At 64.8% G+C, this 22493-nt stretch carries 24 protein-coding genes; 19 read left to right on the forward strand and 5 right to left on the reverse strand.

Going from position 1 to position 22493, the window contains the following annotated elements; all coding sequences use genetic code 11:
• The first annotated feature begins 1 nt into the window (after position 1).
• Positions 2-724, forward strand: a complete 723-nt coding sequence (locus tag OIK40_RS00220) for an SDR family oxidoreductase (protein ID WP_273675220.1) — start codon at positions 2-4, stop codon at positions 722-724.
• On the opposite strand, the gene OIK40_RS00225 is transcribed toward OIK40_RS00220, so the two are convergent.
• Positions 725-1828: an NAD(P)/FAD-dependent oxidoreductase gene (locus tag OIK40_RS00225; RefSeq protein ID WP_273675222.1), complete on the reverse strand. Its 1104-nt coding sequence runs from the start codon at positions 1826-1828 to the stop codon at positions 725-727.
• A 100-nt stretch (positions 1829-1928) separates the two neighbouring features.
• Between OIK40_RS00225 and OIK40_RS00230 the strand changes: the two genes are divergently transcribed.
• From OIK40_RS00230 to OIK40_RS00290, 13 genes are all read left to right on the forward strand, one after another.
• Positions 1929-3461 carry an acyl-CoA carboxylase subunit beta gene (locus OIK40_RS00230; RefSeq protein WP_273675224.1) on the forward strand — a complete coding sequence of 511 codons (1533 nt, stop codon included), beginning with the start codon at positions 1929-1931 and terminating at the stop codon, positions 3459-3461.
• Positions 3458-3817 carry a contact-dependent growth inhibition system immunity protein gene (locus OIK40_RS00235; protein WP_273675225.1) on the forward strand — a complete coding sequence of 120 codons (360 nt, stop codon included), beginning with the start codon at positions 3458-3460 and terminating at the stop codon, positions 3815-3817. The genes OIK40_RS00230 and OIK40_RS00235 overlap by 4 nt, the downstream gene beginning before the upstream one ends.
• Entirely contained in the window at positions 3814-4266 is a 453-nt protein-coding gene (mce, locus tag OIK40_RS00240) for a methylmalonyl-CoA epimerase (protein ID WP_273675227.1), read from the forward strand. Before OIK40_RS00235 ends, mce begins: the two co-directional genes overlap by 4 nt.
• 22 nt (positions 4267-4288) lie before the next feature.
• Entirely contained in the window at positions 4289-5074 is a 786-nt protein-coding gene (locus tag OIK40_RS00245; protein ID WP_273675229.1) for an enoyl-CoA hydratase-related protein, read from the forward strand.
• A gap of 93 nt (positions 5075-5167) precedes the next feature.
• Entirely contained in the window at positions 5168-7321 is a 2154-nt protein-coding gene (gene scpA, locus OIK40_RS00250) for a methylmalonyl-CoA mutase (protein WP_273675230.1), read from the forward strand.
• Between the two features lie 137 nt (positions 7322-7458).
• Positions 7459-8469 carry a biotin synthase BioB gene (gene bioB, locus OIK40_RS00255; protein WP_273675232.1) on the forward strand — a complete coding sequence of 337 codons (1011 nt, stop codon included), beginning with the start codon at positions 7459-7461 and terminating at the stop codon, positions 8467-8469.
• Positions 8469-8672 (forward strand): hypothetical protein, encoded by a 204-nt coding sequence (locus OIK40_RS00260; protein ID WP_273675234.1) that lies wholly within the window; start codon positions 8469-8471, stop codon positions 8670-8672. Before bioB ends, OIK40_RS00260 begins: the two co-directional genes overlap by 1 nt.
• A complete protein-coding gene (locus OIK40_RS00265; RefSeq protein ID WP_273675235.1) occupies positions 8669-9520 on the forward strand; it encodes an alpha/beta hydrolase in 852 nt (283 codons plus the stop codon). The genes OIK40_RS00260 and OIK40_RS00265 overlap by 4 nt, the downstream gene beginning before the upstream one ends.
• Positions 9521-10306: a heme-dependent oxidative N-demethylase family protein gene (locus tag OIK40_RS00270; RefSeq protein WP_273675237.1), complete on the forward strand. Its 786-nt coding sequence runs from the start codon at positions 9521-9523 to the stop codon at positions 10304-10306.
• Positions 10307-10471: 165 nt separating this feature from the next.
• Positions 10472-10912, forward strand: coding sequence for a hypothetical protein (locus OIK40_RS00275; protein WP_273675239.1), 441 nt, complete (start codon positions 10472-10474; stop codon positions 10910-10912).
• Positions 10913-11012: 100 nt separating this feature from the next.
• Entirely contained in the window at positions 11013-13067 is a 2055-nt protein-coding gene (locus OIK40_RS00280) for an acetyl-CoA carboxylase biotin carboxylase subunit (RefSeq protein ID WP_273676033.1), read from the forward strand.
• Positions 13067-13438 (forward strand): tRNA-binding protein, encoded by a 372-nt coding sequence (locus tag OIK40_RS00285; protein WP_273675241.1) that lies wholly within the window; start codon positions 13067-13069, stop codon positions 13436-13438. Before OIK40_RS00280 ends, OIK40_RS00285 begins: the two co-directional genes overlap by 1 nt.
• Positions 13439-13666: 228 nt before the next feature.
• Positions 13667-13948, forward strand: a complete 282-nt coding sequence (locus OIK40_RS00290; RefSeq protein WP_273675242.1) for a hypothetical protein — start codon at positions 13667-13669, stop codon at positions 13946-13948.
• A gap of 16 nt (positions 13949-13964) precedes the next feature.
• On the opposite strand, the gene OIK40_RS00295 is transcribed toward OIK40_RS00290, so the two are convergent.
• From OIK40_RS00295 to OIK40_RS00310, 4 genes are read right to left on the reverse strand one after another with little or no spacing between them, the layout of a single operon-like run.
• The gene (locus OIK40_RS00295) at positions 13965-14429 is read right to left on the reverse strand and encodes a GNAT family N-acetyltransferase (protein ID WP_273675244.1); all 465 of its coding nucleotides are present in this window, start codon (positions 14427-14429) and stop codon (positions 13965-13967) included.
• On the reverse strand, positions 14426-15196 hold the full coding sequence (locus OIK40_RS00300; protein WP_273675245.1) for a cyclase family protein: 771 nt from the start codon (positions 15194-15196) through the stop codon (positions 14426-14428). Before OIK40_RS00300 ends, OIK40_RS00295 begins: the two co-directional genes overlap by 4 nt.
• On the reverse strand, positions 15193-16311 hold the full coding sequence (gene aroB / locus OIK40_RS00305; protein ID WP_273675246.1) for a 3-dehydroquinate synthase: 1119 nt from the start codon (positions 16309-16311) through the stop codon (positions 15193-15195). Before aroB ends, OIK40_RS00300 begins: the two co-directional genes overlap by 4 nt.
• A complete protein-coding gene (locus OIK40_RS00310) occupies positions 16302-16877 on the reverse strand; it encodes a shikimate kinase (protein WP_273675248.1) in 576 nt (191 codons plus the stop codon). The genes aroB and OIK40_RS00310 overlap by 10 nt, the downstream gene beginning before the upstream one ends.
• A 38-nt stretch (positions 16878-16915) precedes the next feature.
• Between OIK40_RS00310 and OIK40_RS00315 the strand changes: the two genes are divergently transcribed.
• The 5 genes from OIK40_RS00315 (at position 16916) to OIK40_RS00335 (ending at position 22455) form a co-directional block, all read left to right on the forward strand.
• Positions 16916-17116, forward strand: a complete 201-nt coding sequence (locus tag OIK40_RS00315) for a hypothetical protein (protein ID WP_273675250.1) — start codon at positions 16916-16918, stop codon at positions 17114-17116.
• Complete coding sequence (locus OIK40_RS00320; RefSeq protein WP_273675251.1) at positions 17113-19041, forward strand: hypothetical protein; 1929 nt, start codon at positions 17113-17115, stop codon at positions 19039-19041. The genes OIK40_RS00315 and OIK40_RS00320 overlap by 4 nt, the downstream gene beginning before the upstream one ends.
• Positions 19042-19062: 21 nt before the next feature.
• Complete coding sequence (locus OIK40_RS00325) at positions 19063-19950, forward strand: tyrosine recombinase (protein WP_273675252.1); 888 nt, start codon at positions 19063-19065, stop codon at positions 19948-19950.
• A 9-nt stretch (positions 19951-19959) separates the two neighbouring features.
• On the forward strand, positions 19960-20904 hold the full coding sequence (locus OIK40_RS00330; protein ID WP_273675254.1) for an acetyl-CoA carboxylase carboxyltransferase subunit alpha: 945 nt from the start codon (positions 19960-19962) through the stop codon (positions 20902-20904).
• 78 nt (positions 20905-20982) lie between these two features.
• Complete coding sequence (locus OIK40_RS00335; RefSeq protein ID WP_273675256.1) at positions 20983-22455, forward strand: M48 family metalloprotease; 1473 nt, start codon at positions 20983-20985, stop codon at positions 22453-22455.
• The last annotated feature ends 38 nt before the right edge of the window (positions 22456-22493 follow it).

Consider the following 22493-nt stretch of genomic DNA (forward strand, 5'->3'; position numbering starts at 1 on the left):
GATGGACGTGAACGGCAAGACGGTGCTGCTGACCGGCGGCAGTGCGGGAATCGGGCGCGAGATTGCGCGCCAGCTCAAAGCCAAGGGCGCGAACGTTATCCTGACAGGCCGCGATCCGGCACGGCTGGAGGCGATGCGCGGCGAGGGGTTCGAAGCGCTGGCTGCCGACCTGTCGCACGCCGCCGGGGTCGACGCGCTGGCGGCTGCGCTGGGCGACCGGCCGATCGACATCCTCATCAACAATGCGGGGCAAGGCGTGGCGCATGATTTCCGCGAAGGCATGCCCGATCCGCAAGCCGCCGACGATTGCATCTACGCAACCCTCAATGCGCCGATCCGTCTGATCACCACGCTGCTGCCGCGCCTGCGCGCGCGTCCTCAGGCGGCGATCATCAACGTCACCAGCGGGCTTGCCATCGCCCCGCGAGCGGGCAGCCCCGTTTATTGCGCCACAAAAGCCGCCTTGCGAAGCTACACGCTCGCGCTGCGTGCTCAGCTGGCGGGCGAGCGCATCCAGGTGATCGAAGCGCTACCGCCGGTGGTCGACACACAGATGACCGCCGACCGTCCGAGGGGCAAGATGCCGCCGCAGGAATGTGCGCGCCAGATCATCGCCGCGATTGAAGGCGGGAAGCCCGAAGCCAATGTCGGGCTGACCAAGGTGCTGCGCGCTGTCTACTCGCTCTCGCCTGCACTGGCGCGTCAGGTCATGATCCGCTTCTGATCAAGCGTCGAGCCGCTCCGGGGCGAATTGCCGCGCCGAGAGTCCGGCAGCGGTACAATCCTCGGGGAATGGCAGTCCCAGCGCCGCCGCTGCTGCAATGCGCGACAGGGCAGGGGCGGTCTGGAATCCCGCGCCGCCTTGCCCTGCGCACCATACGAAACCCTGCGCGCCCGCCGCATGGCCGATCACCGGCAATTCGTCCGGTACGAAGCTTCTGAGGCCTGCCCAGCTATGACTGATCCGCCGGATAGGCAGGGTGGTCGCTTGCTCCACGCGATCAGCCGCAATCGCGATGTCGAGTTCTTCCGCCGCCGCATCGCATGGGGCTGACGGGGTCTGGTCCATCGACGAGGCGAGCAATTGCCCGCGCCCTTCGGGTAGCAGGTAGAAGCCTTCGCCCACAGTCTTGGTGAACGGCCATGCGCCGACATTCTCGCCTTCGGGCGCGGCAAAGCTGATGACCGTGCGGCGGCGCGGTTCTATCCCGATGGGCGTGACGCCTGCCATGTGCGCCACATCATCCGCCCATGCGCCGGCCGCGTTGACGAGGATCGGGGCGGCGTAGCTTTCCCCGCCCGCTTCCACCCGCCAGCCGTCGCTGTCGCGCGCAATCGCGTGAACCCTTGCGCCTGTCACCAGCTTGCCGCCGTGGGCGCGCAGGCTGGCTGCATGGGCCTGAAGCATCGCATTGGTGTCCAGCTTCAATGACCCGTGATCGACCAGCGCCGCCGCGCAGGCCTCCGGGCGGATCGCGGGCATCAGCGCCAGCGCCCCGGCGGTTGTGATGCGGGTATAGTCGCAGCGGAACTGTCGGTGCACATCCTCCAGCGCGTCAAGCGCGGCGATATCGGCTGTGCTGGCGATATGCAGCGCCGGGTGCATCGTGCCATGCTCTGCCAGCTCGCCCATGCTCAGCGCGGTCAGGGTGCGCACCGGCTCATTGCCCAGCCCGTAATGGGCAAAGGCCACCGATCGGCCGGAGGCATGGTATCCGGGCGCGCCCTCGCCCTCCAGCACCATGACGCGCCCGTGCCGCGCCAGCCGTGCCGCCACCGAAAGGCCCGCTATCCCGCCGCCGATTACAAGCATGTCTGCCCGGTGCACGATCGCTCCCAACTTTGCCGCCCGCCACTTTTGCCACGTTGACGCCTTGCGCGCGCTAAGGCAACGCACCCCGGCAATTGCAATTGAGAGGGGATGCCCGTTGTCCGCGAATATCGCCGAAATGGAACGCCGCCGCGAAGCCGCCCGCATGGGGGGCGGCCAGAAGCGCATCGACGCCCAACACGCCAAGGGCAAGCTGACCGCGCGCGAACGGCTCGACGTGCTGCTCGACGAAGGCAGCTTCGAAGAACTCGATACCTATGTCGAACATGACTGCACCGATTTCGGCATGGAAAGCCAGCGCATCCCGGGTGACGGGGTGGTGACCGGCTCCGGCACGATCAACGGGCGCCTCGTTTACGTCTTCTCGCAGGATTTCACCGTCTTCGGCGGCAGCCTTTCGAAACGCCATGCCGAGAAGATCTGCAAGGTGATGGACACCGCGATGAAGGTCGGCGCGCCGGTGATCGGTTTGAACGATTCGGGCGGCGCGCGCATTCAGGAAGGCGTGGCATCGCTGGGCGGCTATGCCGAGGTGTTCCAGCGCAACGTTCTGGCGAGCGGCGTGGTGCCGCAGATCAGCCTCATCATGGGGCCCTGCGCGGGCGGGGCGGTGTATAGCCCTGCGATGACCGACTTCATCTTTATGGTGAAGGATTCGAGCTATATGTTCGTCACCGGCCCCGACGTGGTGAAGACCGTCACCAATGAGGTCGTGACGCAGGAGGAGCTGGGCGGGGCGATCACCCACACCACCAAGACCTCGGTTGCGGACCTTGCTTACGAGAACGATGTCGATGCGCTGCTGGCGACCCGCCGCTTCTTCGACTTCCTGCCGCTGTCGAACCGCGAGGCGGTGCCCGAACTGCCCACCAATGACCCGTGGGATCGTCTGGAGGACAGCCTCGACACGCTGATCCCCGACAACGCCAACCAGCCCTATGACATGCACGAGGTGATCACCAAGGTGCTGGACGAGGGCGATTTCTTCGAAATCCAGCCGTCCCACGCCGCCAACATCATCTGCGGTTTCGGCCGCGTGGAAGGCCGCACCGTAGGCGTGGTGGCGAACCAGCCGATGGTGCTCGCCGGTGTGCTCGACATCAATTCCTCGAAGAAGGCCGCGCGCTTCGTGCGCTTCTGCGATGCCTTCGAGATCCCGATCATTACCTTCGTCGACGTCCCCGGCTTTCTTCCCGGCACGGCGCAGGAGCTGGGCGGGATCATCAAGCACGGCGCGAAGCTGCTGTTTGCCTATGCCGAGGCGACCGTGCCCAAGATCACCGTCATCACCCGCAAGGCTTACGGCGGTGCCTATGACGTGATGGCCTCCAAGCACCTGCGCGGCGACCTCAACTACGCCTGGCCCACCGCCGAAATCGCGGTGATGGGCGCGAAGGGCGCGGTGGAGATCATCTTCCGTCAGGAAAAGGACGACCCCGTCAAGATCGCCGAGCGCACCAAGGAATACGAAGACCGCTTCGCCAATCCGTTTGTCGCGGCGCAACGCGGTTATATCGACGAGGTGATCCACCCGCACTCGACCCGCCGCCGGATCGCGCTGGGGCTAAGGAAGCTGCGGACGAAGCAGTTGGAGAACCCGTGGAAGAAGCATGACAATATCCCGCTATGAGCAGGAAAACGCGCGATATTAGGTTGGAAGCAGAAGGGCGTTGGCCGACGCTTTATCAATTCTTGGGCGCATATTGTCATCAGGATTGGCCTGAAGACTATGGCACGCCTGAAGCTGCTGTGGATGCAGCGATTGCTGATTACTTGCTGCCTATACGCCAGCAGGTTCTTCAGGAATGGAGGGATTGGAATTCGACGCGCGGTGCTGAGTATGATCCGCGCTCAGCGGTCAATGATGGGTTCGGCGTGGACGTCTGTTTCGAGAAACCTTCCGATGCTCGGCAATTCATGAACATGGTTTACGACAAGCTCATCGTCTCTGTGCGGAATGAAACTAGCAAGGACTGGAAGCCATGAAACTCGGCCGTCTCAACCACATCGGGGTCGCCACGCCCTCCATTGCCGATAGCATCGCGTTCTACCGCGACGTCATGGGCGCGACCAAGATCCACACGCCCTTCGACCTTGAGGAGCAGGGCGTGAAGGTCTGCTTCGTCGACACGCCCGGTGCGGACGGGGCGATGAACGGCACGCAGATCGAGCTGATCGAGCCCTTAGGCGAGAACTCCACGCTCGCAGGCTTCCTCGCCAAGAACCCCTTGGGCGGGCAGCATCACCTGTGCTTCGAGGTGCCCGATATCGCCGAGGCGCGCTCGGAGTTCGAGGCGCTCGGCAAGCGTATCCTCGGCCCCACGCGCATCGGCGCGCACGGCACCCCTATCTTTTTCGTCCATCCCAAGGACATGGGCGGCATGCTTACCGAGATCATGGAGACCCCGCGCGAGGGCGCGCACTGGTCGAACTGACACACCTCACCCGGAGAGAAAAATGTCCTACGAAACCATTCGCGTCGAACGTGAAGGTCCGCTGCTGACCATTACCCTGAACCGTCCCGAGCGACTCAATGCCATGCCGCCCAAGATGGCGGACGAGCTGGGGCAGGCGTTTTACGATCTTGGCGATGCACGCGCGGTGCTGATTACCGGTGAGGGCAAGGGCTTCTGTTCGGGCGCTGATCTTTCGGCGCGTGGCGATGGCTCGGCGCTGGGCGGCAAGGGCGGCAGCCACGAGGCGCTGATCAATCACTATAACCCGGCGGTCAGCCAGCTGATCCGCGCGAATGTGCCGGTGATCTGCGCGGTCAACGGCCCGGCGGCGGGCGTGGGCTGCTCGCTGGCTCTGGCGGCGGATTTCACCATTGCCGCCAAGAGCGCCTATTTCCTGCAGGCTTTCGTCAATATCGGCCTCGTGCCTGACGGCGGCTCGACCTGGCTGCTCATCCGCGCCATCGGCCGCGCCCGCGCCACCCGCATGATGATGCTCGGCGAGAAGATTTCGGGCGAACAGGCCGAGGAATGGGGCCTGGTCTACAAGTGCGTCGAGGATGCCGATCTGATGACCGAAGCCCGCGCGCTGGCCGAGAAGCTGGCGAACGGGCCGACGGTTGCCTACGCGACGATGAAGCGCAACATTGCCACCGCGCTCGACCAGAACCTGCAAATGGTGTTGCTTGCCGAGGCCGAAGGGCAGCGCATCGCGGGCGCGACCAAGGACGCGATGGAGGGCGGCATGGCCTTCCTCCAGAAGCGCAAGGCCGAGTTCAAGGGGGAGTAGGTTCCCCATTTCGTCACCCCAGCGAAAGCTGGGGCCTAGGGCGGCAAGAGATGCCAGCTTTCGCTGGCATGACGAATTTGCTTTGGAAGAGACATGACCGACAAACCCACCTCCGCCGACTGGAAAGCCCTTGCCGACAAGGAAGTGAAGGGCCGCGATCTGACGTGGCAGACGCCGGAAGGCTTTGCCATCAAGCCGCTTTATACGGCGGAAGATCACGCAGAGTTTGATCCCGGCCTGCCCGGTTTCGCGCCATTCACGCGCGGGGTGAAGGCGAGCATGTATGCGGGCCGCCCGTGGACGATCCGGCAATATGCGGGCTTCTCCACTGCCGAGGAGTCCAACGCCTTCTACCGCCGCAACCTTGCGATGGGGCAGAAGGGGCTGTCTGTCGCCTTCGACCTCGCCACCCACCGGGGATATGACAGCGATCACCCGCGCGTCGTCGGTGATGTCGGCAAGGCGGGCGTGGCGATCGATACGGTCGCGGACATGCAGATCCTGTTCGACCAGATTCCGCTCGATGCCATGAGCGTCAGCATGACGATGAACGGCGCGGTGATCCCGGTGCTGGCCTTCTTCATCGTCGCGGCGGAACGTCAGGGGGTGTCGCAGGACAAGCTTGAGGGTACGATCCAGAACGACATCCTCAAGGAGTTCATGGTCCGCAACACCTATATCTACCCGCCCGAACCGAGCATGCGGATCATCTCGGACATCATCGCATATACGTCGGCCAACATGCCGAAATTCAACTCGATTTCGATTTCGGGCTACCACATGCATGAGGCCGGAGCGACGGCGGTGCAGGAGCTTGCCTTCACCATTGCCGATGGCAAGGAATATGCGAGCCGCGCGATGGCGGCGGGGCTGGATATCGACAAGTTCGCCGGGCGGCTGTCGTTCTTCTTCGGCATCGGCATGAACTTCTTCATGGAGATCGCCAAGCTGCGCGCCGCGCGCACGCTGTGGTATCGCGTCATGGACGGGCTGGGGGCAAAGGACGAACGCTCCAAGATGCTGCGCACCCACTGCCAGACTTCGGGCGTCAGCTTGCAGGAGCAAGACCCTTACAACAACGTCATCCGCACCACGGTGGAGGCCATGGCGGCCGTGCTGGGCGGCACCCAGTCGCTCCACACCAACGCGCTGGATGAAGCGATTGCGCTCCCCACCGACTTCAGCGCCCGTATCGCGCGCAACACCCAGCTTGTGCTGCAGGAGGAAAGCGGCATCTGCAACGTGGTCGATCCGCTCGGCGGTTCGCACTATATCGAAGCGCTGACCGCGACGCTGGTGGAAGAAGCCGAGAAGCTGATCGCCGAGGTCGACGCGGCGGGCGGCATGACCGCCTTCGTCGCCACTGGCGCGCCCAAGGCCGCGATCGAGCGTGCGGCGGCGGAAAAGCAGACCAAGGTCGACAAGGGCGAGACGGTGATCGTCGGCGTCAACAAGTATCGCAAGGACGCCGAAGACGCGCTCGAGACGCTCGAGGTCGACAACCAGAAGGTGCGCGCGGGGCAGATCGCCCGCCTAGCCAAGGTGCGCGAAGCCCGCGACGAGGCCGCCTGCCGCGCGGCGCTCAGCGCGCTGACCGAGGGTTGTTCGACCGGCGGCAACCTGCTGGCGCTCGCGGTCGAGGCTGCGCGCCACGATGCGACGCTGGGCGAAATTTCCGCAGCGATGGAAGAGGTCTTCGGCCGTCACGATGCTACGCCTGCGCCGGTGAAGGGCGTCTACAAGAGCGCCTATGAATTCGACCGCCGCTGGGCGCAGGTGACCGACGGCGTCGAGGCCGTGGGCCGTCGCCTCGGCCGCAAGCCGAAGATCATGATCGCCAAGATGGGCCAGGACGGCCACGATCGCGGCGCGAATGTGATCGCCTCGGCGTTCTCCGACATGGGTTTCGATGTGATCTCCGGCCCGCTGTTCCAGACCCCGCAGGAAAGCGCGGCGATGGCGCTGGAACACGACGTCGACGTGGTCGGCGCATCGAGCCTTGCGGCGGGCCACAAGACGCTGATCCCCGAACTGATTCGGCTTTTGAAGGAAGCGGGCCGCGGCGATATCAAGGTCACCGCAGGCGGCGTCATCCCCCCGCAGGACTACGACTTCCTGCGCGAGGCAGGGGTGCAGGGGATCTACGGCCCCGGCTCCAACGTGGTCGAATGCGCGGCGGATATCCTTGTGCTGCTGGGCCACAACATGCCCCCGCTGGGTGAAGGGCTGGACGAGGCGGCGGAGTAACCCTCTCCTCCGCCGTTCGCTCTGAGCCTGTCGGAAGCGATGCTGGGCGTTGCCCAATGGCTGCTTTTTCTTCTACCGGAGGCATGAAGTTGAAAGGCAGGGCTTCGACAGGCTCGGCCCGAACGGAGTTTACATTTTTGACCCACCCCCGCACCGACTGGACCCGCGCCGAGATCGCGGCCCTCTTCGACCTGCCGTTCACCGAGCTGCTGTTTCAGGCCGCCAGCGTCCACCGCGAACACCACCCCGCGACCGAAGTCCAGCTGTGCACCCTGCTCAGTATCAAGACCGGCGGGTGCCCTGAGGACTGCGGCTATTGCTCGCAGTCGGTTCATGCGGACTCCGGCGTCGAGGCGACCAAGCTGATGGACGTGCAGGCCGTGCTCCAGCGCGCGGCGCAGGCGAAGGATGCGGGTAGCCAGCGGTTCTGCATGGGCGCAGCGTGGCGCAATCCCAAGGACCGCGACATGCCCGCGATCGTCGAGATCGTGAAGGGCGTACGCGACATGGGCCTCGAAACCTGCATGACGCTGGGGATGCTCGAACCGCATCAGGCGGAGATGCTCGCGGAAGCGGGGCTCGATTACTACAACCACAATATCGACAGCAGCCCGGAGTATTACGAGCGCGTGATCTCCACGCGCGATTTCCAGTGCCGCCTCGATACGCTCGATCACGTGCGCAAGGCGGGGATCAACGTGTGTTCCGGCGGGATCGTCGGCATGGGCGAAACGCGCGAGGATCGGGTAGGCTTCGTCCACACGCTCGCCACTCTGCCGCAGCATCCCGAAAGCGTGCCGGTCAACGCGCTGGTGCCGGTGAAGGGCACGGTGCTGGGCGATATGCTGGCCGACACGCCGCTCGCCAAGATCGACGATATCGAGTTCGTCCGCACCGTCGCGGTCGCGCGCATTACCATGCCGCGCTCGATGGTGCGGCTGTCGGCGGGGCGCGAATCCATGTCCGAAGCCACGCAGGCCCTGTGCTTCCTCGCGGGCGCAAACTCGATCTTCACCGGCGACAAGCTGCTGACCGCGCCCAATGCGGGCGATGACAGCGACGGCGCGTTGTTCGCCAAGCTGGGCCTGACGGCGCTGAAGGGCGAGGAACCCGCGCGGGCGTGCAAAGCCAAGGTGGCGGCGGCGTAATGCTGGGCCGGTTTCTCTTCGAGAATTTCCAGAAGATACTCACCTCGATCGTCGGCTTTCTTTGGCTTATCCTGTGGTTATCTCACGAACCGCTATCGACGAAACTGCTGGGGCTGGTCGGCGCGCTCGTGCTGGCGGGGTTGATTGGCTGGTATGGCGCAGCTTTCAAGGCGTGGTATCGCAGGCGAAGGCGCATGCTGTGAGGCTGCTTCTCGCATCGATTTTGAGCCTCGCGGTCGCGGTTCCGGCATTGGCCGATCCGAACGCCTACCCGCAGCCCCGACCGCTCATCATCGGCGAGACGGTGACGTTCGAAGCGGTGGGGGCCGAGCGCAGCGTCAATATCGTCCTGCCGCCCGATTATGCCGAGGATCCGGAAAGGCGCTGGCCGGTGGTCTACCAGCTTGACGGAGCCATGGCGCAAGACCTGATGATGGGCACCGGCCTGATGCGTTGGGGCGCGCTGTGGGGGCGCAGTCAGGATGCGATCGTGGTTGGGATCGAGACCAAGGACCGCCAGCGCGAACTGCTCCCGCCCACCGGTGACGAGGCCGAGCGCAAGCGCTGGCCGACCGCAGGCGAAAGCGCGGCCTTCCGGGCGTGGCTGGCGGACATCGTCAAGCCGATGATCGAGGCGCGCTATCGCACCGACGGCACCGCTGTCCTCGTCGGCGAAAGCGCGGCGGGCCATTTCGTGGTCGAGACATGGGCGCAGACGCCCGCGTTGTTCACCGGATACGCCGCGATCTCTCCCAGCCTGCAATGGGATCACGAGGCGCTCAGCCGTCGCCCGCCGGGCACCGAAGCCCGTCCGCCGCTTTACCTCAGCCTTGCGGATGAGGGCGGAGCGACCGAAACGGGCATGTTGCGGCTGCTGGATAGTCTGCCGCCCGCGCAGCCCTACTGCTTTTCCGACCGGCGCACCGAATTGCATCATTCCAACAGCCTCCACGGCCTGCTGCCCGAGGCGCTGCAATATCTGCTTCCGACGGGGGCCGACTGGCTGGAGGAATACGGCTTCACGCTGCGCTGCGAGCGGCGGGGCGGCTGAATGAGCCTCGGCTTTTCGGTCGACAGCCTGCTCCCCAAGGCGCGCGGGGGAGGGCAACTGCGCATGGGGCTGGTGAAGCTGGAAGAGCGCGAATGGCTCCAGCCGCAGCCTGATCTAGCGGCGCGGGCCGAAGGGTTCGCGCAGTGGCCCGAAGGCGTGCAGCTGACGCCTGAAGTCGATGCGCCCGGACGCGAACTGGCGGCGATGCTGGGTGTGAACGGCGCGCTCCCCGAAGTCGCCAGCGCCGTGCATGAAGACCTGTGTCTGCTGACAAGGCACGAGGGCGAGGATGTTTATCGCCTGATCGGAGCCGCAGTCGCCTGGCCGTCCGACTGGCGCCCCGGCGAAAAAATAGGGCTTCCCCTGCGCGCGCTCCACGCACCGATTGCGGGTTACGAGCAACAGCTTGCGACCGGGGTTGATCGTTTCATGGAGACGCTCCGCCCCGGCCCGATCTACGGCCGCTGCAACTGGTTCATCGCGGCCACGGGTGAGCGCCGCTGGCTGCCCGATTGTCCGCCGCACGAGGCCTTCGCCCATGTCACGCCCGGGAACGCGGGCGAAACGCTGTTCGTGCGCTCCGAACGCCAGACCCTGCGGCGCCTGCCGCAGACGGGCGCGATCCTGTTCACCATCGGGATTTATGTCGAGCCGCTGGGTACGCTTTCAAGTGAAAACAAAAGAATGCTTGCAGGTGCGGTACAAAACATGATCGCCGGTGAGAGCGACAGGCGCGGATCACCAAATTATGCGGATGCAATGCTACGATACATTTCGGAGCATTAGATTTTCCCTGCTGATTCTGAATTTATAATTTTCATTGAATTCGTGGTTTTATGTGGCTTGCTTTACTTATTGTAAGCTTCAGGCTAAGTCTATGCGGGTCTGGATAAATAGTATTGGCAAACACTTAATTTAGAAAGACAAAACTGACATTTCAGGGGGGAAATTATGCGTAAAACACTTATGATCGCTGCGGCATTTGCAATGCCGTTGACTGCTGCACCAGCATTGGCTGACAATCACATGGAAGCGGAAGCTCCAAAGCAAGCCAACCTGGACTGGTACGAAATCAACTACACGCGGTATCATGCTGGTAAGGTTGGGGAAGCTCGCCAAATGCAGGAAGTTTTCAAGGAAATCAGCGTAAAAGTTGGCTTGGAACTGCCTATGATCTTCCACATGAATTCCGGCGAATGGCACACGATGCTCGCCAGAAAGATGCCCGGCGGGATCGCTCAGATGGGCTGGGAAAGCAATCCGAATGGCCGGAAATGGTGGGCAGGATTGGTTGAGCATACGGGCAGCGAGGAAGCAGCCAACGAATATTGGCAAAAATATCAAAGCCTGATTGCGGACCAGAAAGAAGAGGTCGGGCACATCGACCGGTAATAGCCCGCTAGTCTATTTGCGAGCCTGACTTGGCTCTCTTGATACGGGCCTCCGACCACGGCATAGGCGTATTACGCAAATGCCACAGCCGGAGGCCCGTTTGTTCTCGAAAATCCTGATTGCCAACCGCGGCGAGATCGCCTGCCGGGTCATTACCACCGCGCGGAAAATGGGTATCAAGACCGTCGCGGTCTATTCCGATGCCGATGCGCGCGCGCCCTTCGTGAAAATGGCCGACGAGGCGGTGCATATCGGCCCGTCGCCTGCGGCAGAATCCTATCTGATCCCCGAAAAGATCATCGCCGCGTGCAAGCAGACCGGGGCAGAGGCGGTGCACCCGGGCTATGGCTTCCTGTCCGAGCGTGCGAGCTTCGTCGAGGCGCTTGAGGCCGAGGGCATCGCCTTCATCGGCCCGCCGGTGAACGCAATTGCTGCGATGGGCGACAAGATCGAATCCAAAAAGCTGGCCAAGGAAGCGGGCGTCAATGTCGTGCCCGGCTTCGTCGGCGAAATCGAGGATACCGAGCACGCGGTGCGGATCGCCAACCAGATCGGCTATCCGGTGATGATGAAGGCCTCTGCCGGTGGCGGGGGCAAGGGAATGCGCCTTGCGTATAGCGAGGCTGACGTGCGCGAGGGCTTTGAAAGCGTGAAGCGCGAGGGGCTCAACTCCTTCGGCGATGACCGCGTCTTTATCGAGAAGTTCATTCTCAACCCGCGCCATATCGAAATCCAGATCCTCGGCGACAAGCACGGCAACATCCTCTACCTCAACGAGCGCGAATGTTCGATCCAGCGCCGACACCAGAAGGTGGTCGAGGAAGCGCCGTCGCCCTTCGTGACCCCCAAGATGCGCAAGGCGATGGGCGAGCAATGCGTCGCCCTTTCGCGGGCGGTCGGATATCACAGCGCGGGCACGGTCGAACTGATCGTGAGCGGCGCGGACCCTACGGGGGAAAGCTTCTACTTCCTTGAAATGAACACCCGGCTTCAGGTCGAACACCCCGTCACTGAAGCGATCACCGGCATCGATCTGGTCGAGCAGATGATCCGCGTCGCGGCCGGGGAAAAGCTCAGCATGACGCAGGACGATATCGGCATTCACGGCTGGTCGATCGAAAACCGCGTCTATGCCGAAGACCCCTATCGCGGCTTCCTGCCGTCGACCGGACGCCTTACCCACTATGCCCCGCCGATCCCCGGCTGGAGCGAGGACGAGACTGTCGCAGGCCTGCCGCGGCGCGGTGTCGCGCGCGGCAGCGGATCGGTGCGCGTCGATGACGGGGTTTACGAAGGCGGCGAGGTGTCGATGTTCTACGACCCGATGATCGCCAAGCTGATTACCTGGGCACCGACCCGCGACGAGGCGGCGGATCTGCAGATCGAGGCGCTCGACAATTTCCGCATCAAGGGGCTCGGCCACAATGTCGATTTCCTGTCCGCGATCATGCAGCACCCGCGTTTCCGTTCGGGGGAACTGACCACCGGCTTCATCGCCGAGGAATATCCCGAAGGGTTCGAGGGCGCGGCAACGTCGGAAGATTTCCGCCGCATTCTCGCGGCTGTGTGCGCGGGCAACGAATACACCCTGCAATCGCGCTCGCGCCGCATTTCGGGCCAGCTCGACGGGCCGTTGCCGGTCGCCAGCGAATGGCTGGTAAAATTGGGCGACGAACGCTTCGAAGTGGTGCTCGGCGATGGTCATGCGATGGTCGACGGGGTGCGGGTCGAAGGTCACTGCGACTGGCAACCCGGCATGGTCCACGCTGAAGCCACCGGCAAGATCGGTGACGGTGAGGAAGTGCGTTTCGGCCTGATCGTCGAGCGCAACGGCAACCAGTGGAAGGTCACGACCCGCGGCGCTGCGCATAGCGCGCTGGTGCTGCCGCTGCGCCTTGCCCGCCATGAAAGCCTGATGCTCGAAAAGGAGCCGCCGGATCTTTCGCGCATGCTGATCTGCCCGATGCCGGGGATGCTGGTGAAGCTCCACGTCGCTGCGGGCGAGACCGTGCAGCCGGGCCAGCCGCTGGCCACGGTGGAGGCGATGAAGATGGAAAACATCCTGCGCGCCGAAAAGGAAGGCGTGATCGCGAAGATCAACGCTGCCGAAGGCGAGAGTCTGGCGGTCGACGCCGTGATCCTCGAACTGGAATAATGCACGTCCGGCACGATCCCGATGCGCCTGCGGGCGAGCAGATTGGCTTCGAGGATTTCCTCAAGGTCGATATTCGCATCGGGACCGTGCTGGCGGCCGAGGAATTTCCCGAGGCGCGCAAGCCGAGCTATCGGCTGCGGATCGATTTCGGCCCGGTGATCGGTGTGAAGAAAAGCTGTGCGCAGATTGCCGTCAATTACCATCCCGACGAACTGGTCGGGCGGCAGATCGCAGCGGTCGTCAATTTCCCGCCGCGGCAGATCGGCCCGGCCATGTCCGAAGTGCTGACACTCGGGTTCGCCGATGCGGCCGGAGAGGTCGTGCTGTTTGCGCCCGACACCCGCGTGCCGGAAGGATCCCGACTGTTCTAGCCGGCCGACAAGCTAACGCCGCGTCTATTCGTTTCAATGGCTTGAAACAATGCGGCGCGGGGCGGCGTTTATGTTACATAAAGCGTTGTAAATCTGCGTCAGATTGATGATTTGGCGCAAAAAATACGCATGACATCTATCTTACAGCCCCGACCATGAGTGACAATCGATCCGCCGATTCGCGGAATTTCCCGCGTACGGATTGAATCTCGGTGGGAGGATTTGATCATGGCACATACAGGGACGGGGTTTTTCGATCGCAAGGGGAACTTCTTCAAGACCGCGCGCGATGCGACCGTGAGCGACATTGCCGGGTTGCTCGGACAGATCGGCGAAGGCGAAAGCCTGGCGCCGGGGATCGCCTACATGCTGCTCGAACGTCGCGGAGAGATCGAACGGTTGTTCGCCGAGCATGACAGGATGCTGGAGGAAGAAGCTTCGATAAAGGCCGCGAAAGACGCTGCCTCGCCTGACAACGTCGCCAAGCTGCCGAGCAGGCCGGTCGGGTAACGCGCCATTACGCCGCTCAGCCGAGCGCCAGATGCAGGCACTGGTTGAAATCGGTCAGAACGTAATCGGCAAAGGCCGGACCGTTCACAAAGCCGCGATTACGATAGAGGGCGAGCGCCGGTTCGAATGCAGGCCCGCTGCCGGTTTCCAGACTTACAACGGCCAGTCCGTCGGCGCGCGCCTGTTCGATGATCGCTTCCAGCAACGCCGTTGCAATCCCCTGCCGCAGGAAGTCGGGATGGGTGCGCATCGATTTGATTTCGCCGCGCATGCTGTCGAGGCGCTTCATCGCGCCGATTGCTGCCACCCGCTCCGCCACATGAACTGCCCAGACGGTGACGTTTTCAGCCTGCAAACCGCTAATATCGAGCGCGAAGCTTAGCCCGGGGGGCGAGCCTGCAACCATGCTGCGCTGGTGAAAGGCGATCAGGTCGCGAACCTGCTGGTCGGCAAGATCGGCAGGGGCGATCCGCAAACTCAATCCCCGATCATCGCCACGGCGCGAATCCAGCCTGCACTCGCGCGTTCGATCTTCACCGGAAAACAGCTGACCATGAAGCCGTGCGGGGGCAGGGCGGCGAGGTTCGCCAGCTTTTCGATCTGGTAATAGGGCCGGATGCGCCCGGCCTTGTGGCCTTCCCAGATGATCGAAGGATCGCGGTTCTCGGCCCAGCGCCGCGCGGTGTGGCTGAAGGGCGCGTCCCAGCTCCATGCGTCGGTGCCGACCACTTCGATACCCTGTTCGGTCAGCCACAAGGTCGCCTCCGCACCAAGGCCCACGCCCTGATCGGTGAAGCCATCGGTGCCGTAGACCGCGCCCGATTGCACCAACACGATATCGAGCGGTTCGAGGCTGTAGCCGATCCGCGCCAGTTCGGCCTGCACTTCGGCAGCGCTGACGACATGGCCGTGGGGGAGGCCCGAGAAATCCAGTTTCACGCCGGGGCGGAAAAAGCGGTCGAGCGGGGCTTCGTCGATGCTCGGGGCAGGGCGTGCGCCCGAATCCGTGGTCGAATGGAAATGCCACGGCGCGTCCATGTGGGTGCCGTTATGGGTAGAAAGCTCGACGAATTCGACCGCCCAGCCTTCGCCGTCGGGCAGATCCTCGCGCTGCAAGCCGGGGAAGAACATCGCGATCTGTTCCCACGTATTCTCGTGGGTCATGTAGGTGACCTTGGGCCGCATCACCTCGGGATCGGAGATCACGTCATTGGTGATCGGAATGGAGAGGTCGATGAAGCGCGTCATTGGCCGAGTTCTCCGTCCAGAAAGGCGGCGATGTCCGCCAGATCGACGTCGCGCGCGACATAGGCTTCGCCCAGTTGGCGCAGCAGCAGGAAGGGCAGGGTCGTGCCTTCGGCCTTCTTGTCGTGGCGCATGTGATCAACCAGGGCCGCGCCGTCGCAGGCAAGGCCCAGCGCCGTGAGGCTGGCAGACAGGCCCGCTGCGGCAACTGCGCGCGTCGCCCGATCGGCATCCTCGTGCGAAATCTCCCCGCGCCGCGCGGAATAGCGCGCCGCCAGCACCATGCCCATTGCCACCGCCTCGCCATGCAGCAGCCGGTCGGAAAAGCCGGTCTCGGCTTCCAGCGCATGGCCGAAGGTGTGCCCGAGATTGAGCAGCGCGCGGCGGTCCATCGTTTCGCGCTCGTCCTCGGCGACGATCCTTGCCTTCATCGCGATGCTGGTGGCGATGGCGTGTTCCAGCGCGGCGGGTTCGCGCGCCAGCACCTTGTCGCCGTTGGCCTCCAGCCATGCAAAGAAGGCTGCGTCGCCCAGCAGGCCATATTTCAGCACCTCGGCATAGCCGGCGCGCATTTCGCGGTCGGGCAGGGTGCCCAGCACCAGCGGGTCGATCAGAACCAGCGAAGGCTGGTGAAACGCACCGATCAGGTTCTTGCCTGCGCCGGTGTTGATCGCGGTCTTGCCGCCGACCGAACTGTCGACCTGTGCCAGCAGCGTCGTCGGTAATTGCACGAAGCCGCAGCCGCGCTTGGTGATGGCGCAGGCAAAGCCGACCAGATCGCCCACCACCCCTCCGCCGAGCGCAAAGACATGATCCTTCCTCGTGACGCCAAGTGCCAGCAGCCAGTCGGTCAGCTGTTCGAGCACCCGCCAGCTTTTCGCGTTCTCGCCCGGTTCGACGACGAACCATTCGGCGGCAAATCCGCAAGCGGCGAGATCGGCGTCAACGGCGGCATGATAGAGTCGATATGTGTTCGCGTCCGCGACAAAGGGCACCTTGCGGCCGCCCGCATAGGAAGCGAGGAATGGCGCCGCAGCCTCTCCCAGCCGTGCCAGCAGCCCTTCCTCGATCATCACGTCATAGGCGCGTCCGGCCAGCGCGACGGGAATTACAGCCATTGGTCAATCGCCTCGATGATGGCGCGGGCGGTATCGGCATGGGGGCCGTTCTCGCTCACCACGCGGATGGGGGCCTGCGAATAGAAGGGCGTGCGTTCGGCGGCCAGCCGGGTCAGGATTTCCCGGGGGTTGCCATTGCGCAGCAGCGGGCGCGTGTTGCGCCGCGCGGTGCGTTCCACCAGCGTATCGACATCGGCATCGATCCACACCGGGATGGCTCGTTCAAGGATCAGCGCGCGGGTGGACGGATCGACAAAGGCCCCGCCGCCGGTGGCGATCACCCCGTGGCCTTCCTCTATCAGCCGGGCGATCACGCGCCGCTCGCCGTCGCGGAAATAGGCTTCGCCGAACTGTTCGAAGATTTCCGGGATGCTCAGTTGCGCAGCTTCGGCAATGGCATCGTCGGCATCGACGAAATCGCGCTCTAGCAACCGTGCCAGTTTGCGCCCGACGGTGGACTTGCCCACCCCCATCAGCCCGACGAGCACCACCGGACGCGCAATGCGCGCGGCCACGGCTGCGAAAGCGGCGGGTGTCTGTTCGGTTGATGCAGGCTCGGCGGACATTGCCGCACGGCCTATAGATGGGCTAGGGCGCGTGCAATATGGCAAACCTGTCCCGACCGCTGGCATCACGGCAGATCCTCGCGCGAGAACCGGCGCTGCAACCCCGCTTGCGCGTGCGGCGGCTGGGTCTGGTGCTGATCGTCATTGCCGCGCTGGCGGTACTGGCATGGATCGACGGCGGGGAAGAACCGCTGCATCCGATCGCACAACCGGTCGACTTGCCGGAGGCCCGGCAATGATCGCTCCGCGCACGCGTTTCGCCTTGGCGGGGAGCATGCTGGCGTTGGGATTGGCCGGCGCGCTGGGCGGCGCTGGTCTGGCCAGCTTTGCCGCCGCGCAGGGGAAGCCCGAATCGATCCTGCCGCCGGGTTTCGACGATCCCGTCCCCGCGCCCAGTCCGACGCCGTCCCCGCGCTCGGCCGCCACCACTGCGCCGCCGCCCATCGCCCGTCCCGCACCGGGCGATGCTGTGCCCGTCGCGGGCGGCATTCCGGCCGCGCCTGCGGCTTCGGCAGAGACAGCGCCCCTGCCTTCGATCTCGCGCGACGATCTCGCCCGCCTGCCGACCCTTGAAGAGCTGGAAGGTATGTCGACCGAGGAGCTCGACCAGCTGCTGGGGCTGAAGCCGAAATTCGACATTCCCCCGGGTGCGCGCCGCGCGATGACCCGCGTCGGCGTGCTGTCGAGCGCTGAGGGCGGCTTGCCGCCGCGCGCGCTGGCCAAGCAGCCGCCCGCGCTGGTGCGCGCCGCGCTGGCGGGCAACAGAGGGCCGATGGTATCGCGCTGGGGCCATATCCTGCTGCGCCGCGCGCTTGCCAGCCGCATGGCCGCACCGGACGGCATGGCACCGGCAGAATTCGCCACCTTGCGCGTCGCCTTGCTCAACCGGTTGGGCGAATTCGCCGTGGCGCGCGCTGTGGTGCAGGACATCGACACTGCCAACTGGTCGGGCGAGCTGACCGCCGAAGCGCTCAAGGCCTATATCGGCGTGGGCGACATTACCGGCGCCTGCCCTGCGGTGCGTTTGCAGGGGTCTTCGCGCGAGGACGGCGAATGGCAGCTGATGCAGGCGATCTGCAATGCCTATGCCGGGGAAAGCGCGCTTGCCGCCTCGCAGCTTGACCGGGCACTGTTCCGCGGAATCGCGCCGCGGATCGACATCCTTCTTGCGCGCCGTTTTGCCGGGGCGGCTGGGCGCGGCCAGCGCGCGGTGGAGATCGAGTGGGACGGGGTCGAAGATCTCAACCCGTGGCGGTTCGGTCTCGCCACCGCGCTTGGCGAGCCGGTGCCGGAAAGCCTGCTCGACAGTGCGCTTACGGCGCAGGGCGGTGCCTATTACGCGCGTTCCGGTGCGTTGTTGCCGATGCTCCCCGCGATCCAGCGCACGCCCTTTGCCGGACGTGCCGCGCGCGACGGCGTGCTGTCATCGCAGGCGCTGATCGACCTTTACAGCGCGGTTTACGCCGATCCGGCGGCGAGCGGCGATGCGGCCACCACGGCCGCGACATTGCGCGAGGCCTATCTCGCACCTGATCCTGCCGCCCGTATCGCTGCGATGCAGCGGTTGTGGGACTCGGGAGAGGGGATCGGCGGCGGTGACGGTTACGGCGCGCGGGTGCTGACCGCCTATGCCGCCGCGCGCATTCCCGCCGATGCCGTCCATGCCGATGCGGCAGGCGGGTTGATTGCATCGATGCTGACCGCCGGGCTTGATCGTGACGCGCTGGCATGGCGCAATGTGGTTGAGGACGGATCGCTCGGCTGGGCGCTGGTCGCGCTGGCCGCCCCCGGCACGAATGGTGCGGCAAGCGAGGGAATCGACGCCTTCCTTGACGATGACGACAGCGCGGGTGCGCGCAAATCGGCCTTTCTCGTCGCGGGCCTTGCCGGACTGGGCAAGGTTTCGTCGGGTAATGCCGGCGCGCTGGCCGAACGCGTCGGGATCGATCTTGCCCGCCAGACCCGCTGGAGCCGCGCGATCGCGCAGGCTGCCGAAGTCAATAATCCGGCGCTGGTCGCGCTGCTCGCCGGATTGGGGATGCAGGGGACAAGCTGGAAGGCGATGACCCCGCTGCACCTCTATCACATCACCTCCGCGCTGCGCCGGGTGGGGCTGGAAGCCGAAGCCCGGATGATCGCCGCCGAGGCGGTTGCGCGGGGCTGAGGCGGAAAGGGGCGCGCGGCCATGTCGGCAGCCACGCAGGCCTTTCTCGCGATGCTCGCCGCCGAACGCGGCGCTGCGCCCAACACGCTGGCCGCCTATGCCCTTGATCTGGCAGGGGCCGAGGAAGCGATCGGCGATCTTTCCGCCGCTCCGCGCGATGCGGTTGCATCCCTCGCACAGGAATGGGCCGCGCTCGCCCCGGCCAGCGTCGCGCGCAAGGCATCGGCGCTACGGCAGTTTTTCGGCTTTGCGCTGGACGAAGGCTGGCGGCGTGACGATCCTTCGGGCGCGCTGCCGTCCCCCCGCGCGCGCCGCCCGCTGCCCAAGGTGCTGGACCACGATCAGATCGCCGCGCTGTTCGCCCGCGCCGAACTCGAAGCTGCGGGCGAAGAACCCAGATCTGTGCGGAACCTCGCGCTGCTCGAACTGCTGTATGGTTCGGGCCTGCGGGCGAGCGAACTGGTGATGCTGCCGTTGGTGGCCGTGCCGCGCGATGCGCCGTTCCTGACCGTCAACGGCAAGGGCGGCACCACCCGGCTGGTGCCGGTGGGCGCGCGGGCGATGGAGGCACTGGCGCGCTGGATCGCGGTGCGGCCGGGACTGCCCGCCTCGCGTTACCTGTTTCCATCGAAAGACGGCAAACCGATCACCCGCGTGCGTCTGTTCCAGTTGCTCAAGGGCCTTTCCGCGCGCGCGGGGCTGGATCCGGCAAAGGTCAGCCCGCACGTGCTGCGCCATGCCTTCGCCACCCACCTGCTCGAAGGCGGGGCGGACCTGCGCGTGTTGCAGACTCTGCTCGGCCATGCCGACATCGCGACGACGCAGATCTATACTCATGTCGAACCGGCGCGGCTGGTCGCGCTCGTCAATTCGCGGCATCCGCTTGCCACGCGCGCAACATCGGACTAGCGCCGCGGCATGATTTCCTATCTCGATTTCGAGAAGCCGGTTGCCCAGCTTGAAGAGCGCATCACACAGCTGCGCGATGTGAACGCGCTGCATGATGTCGACGTCGCGCAAGAGATTGCCCGGCTCGAAGCCAAAAGCACCGAGCTGCTCGCCAGCACCTACGCCTCGCTCACGCCGTGGCAGAAGACCCAGGTCGCGCGCCATCCGCAGCGGCCCCATTTCCGCGATTACGTGGCGCACGCCTTCAGCGATTTCATGCCCTTGGGCGGGGACCGGCTCTATGCCGATGATCTTGCCATCATGGGCGGCTTCGCGACGCTGAACGGGCGGCGGGTGATGCTGATCGGCCACGAAAAGGGCAACGATACGCAAAGCCGCATCCGTCACAATTTCGGCATGGGCAAGCCGGAAGGCTATCGCAAGGCGATCCGCCTGATGGAACTGGCGGGCCGATTCGGTCTGCCGGTGGTGACGCTGGTGGATACCTCGGGCGCGTTTCCGGGGATCGAGGCGGAAGAACGCGGGCAGGCCGAAGCCATCGCCCGCGCGACCGAGGCCTGCCTTGCGCTGCCGGTGCCGATGGTCGCCGCGATCGTGGGAGAAGGCGGATCGGGCGGCGCGGTGGCGCTTGCCTCGGCCAACCGGGTGCTGATGATGGAGCATGCGGTCTATTCGGTGATCTCGCCCGAAGGCTGCGCATCGATTCTGTGGCGCACCAGCGAAAAGGCGGCCGATGCCGCGCAGGCGATGAAGGTTACCGCGCAGCACCTGAAGCGCGACAATGTGATCGACCGCATCGTCAAGGAGCCGGTCGGCGGCGCGCAGCGTGATCCGGTGGCAGCAGCGCGGCTGCTCGGGCAGGCGCTGACCGAGGAGATCGATCTCCTGTCGGGCAGCACCGACGAAGCGCTGATCGCGCAGCGCGAAGAACGGTTCCTCGCCATCGGAGGTTAAGCCGCACTCCTTCAGGTCTTTGCGCAAACCGGGTTTGCCGATAGGCTGGCGTCACGCAGACGCGGGAGGGAGATAGCCATGGCACGTATAATTCGCACGATCCTTGCAGCGGGCGCGGCGCCGCTGGCGCTGGCCGGATGCATGGGGGCGGGGGCTTCCATCCCCTCGGCCTCGACCCCGATTACCCCTTCCGAGGCCCAGCAGGGGGCGCAGTATCACCCGCAATTCTTGGCCGAATTCGGCGGCGCGATGAGCGGGGCGCAGGCAGCCTATGTCGAACAGGTGGGCAAGAACATCGCGGTTCAGTCCGGCCTCGGCAATGCGCGCGAAAGCTTTACCGTCAGCCTGCTCAATTCCCCCGTCAACAACGCATTCGCGGTGCCGGGCGGCTATATCTACACCACGCGCCAGCTGGTGACGCTGATGAACAACGAAGCCGAACTGGCGGCGGTTCTCGGACACGAAGTCGGCCATGTCGCGGCGCGCCACAGCCAGCGGCGGCAGCAGGCGGCGCAGACCAATTCCATTCTCGGCGTGCTGGGCGCGATTGGTTCCTCGATCCTGCTTGGCGATTCGGGGCTGGGCGAAACCCTGTCGCGCGGGTTCCTGCAGGGCTCGCAGCTGCTGACGCTCAAATTCTCGCGTTCGCAGGAGCTGGAGGCGGACGATCTGGGCATCCAGTACCTCGCGCGCGCGGGCTATGATCGTCGTGCGATGGGCACGGTGCTGGCGAGCCTTGCGGCGCAGAACACGCTTGATGCGCGGTTGCAGGGCCGGAATGCGAGCATACCTGCATGGGCCTCGACCCACCCCGATCCCGCCAGCCGCGTGCAGGGCGCGCTGGCCAAGGCGGGCGCGGCGGCAGGCGGGCGCAGCGACCGCGACCTGTTTCTCTCGCGCATCGACGGACTGCTTTACGGTGACGATCCTGCGCAGGGCATCATCGAAGGCAGCCGCTTCATCCATCCCGAACTGCGCCTGTCCTTCACCGCGCCCCAGGGCTTTTACATGATCAACAGTCCGCGCGCCGTCAGCATCAACGGGCAGGGTGGCCAGGCGCAGATGTCCACGGCCGCCTATAACGGGAATCTTGATACCTACGTCCGGCAACAATTTAGCGCGCTGGGCGGGCAGAATAGCACGCTTGCCCCCCAGCGGATGCAGCGCACCAGCGTAAACGGCCTGTCTGCGATGGTGGGTGAGGCGCGCGTCAACAACGGCAATTCGCAGGTCGATGTGATTGTCTTCGCCTATGAATTCGCGCGAAACCGGGCCTATCACTTCACCGCCATCGCCCCTGCCGGGCGCGCGGCGGTGTTCAACCCGATGTTCCAGTCGATGCGCCCGATCTCGCAGGCCGATGCCGGTGCGGTGGTGCCCAAGCGGCTGCAGGTGGTAACGGTGCAGCGGGGCGATACGATTGCCAGCCTTGCGCGGCGCATGGCCTATGCCGACGCACAGGAAGAACGGTTCCGCGTTCTCAATGCGCTGGGCAGCCGCGATACGCTGGTGCCGGGGCAGAAGGTCAAGCTGGTGGTGCGCGCGCGGTAGCGGCCGCAGCGCGCTTTTTTCGAATCTGCGGCGCACAA

The organism is Erythrobacter fulvus (assembly GCF_028595285.1).
GTDB lineage: Bacteria > Pseudomonadota > Alphaproteobacteria > Sphingomonadales > Sphingomonadaceae > Erythrobacter > Erythrobacter fulvus.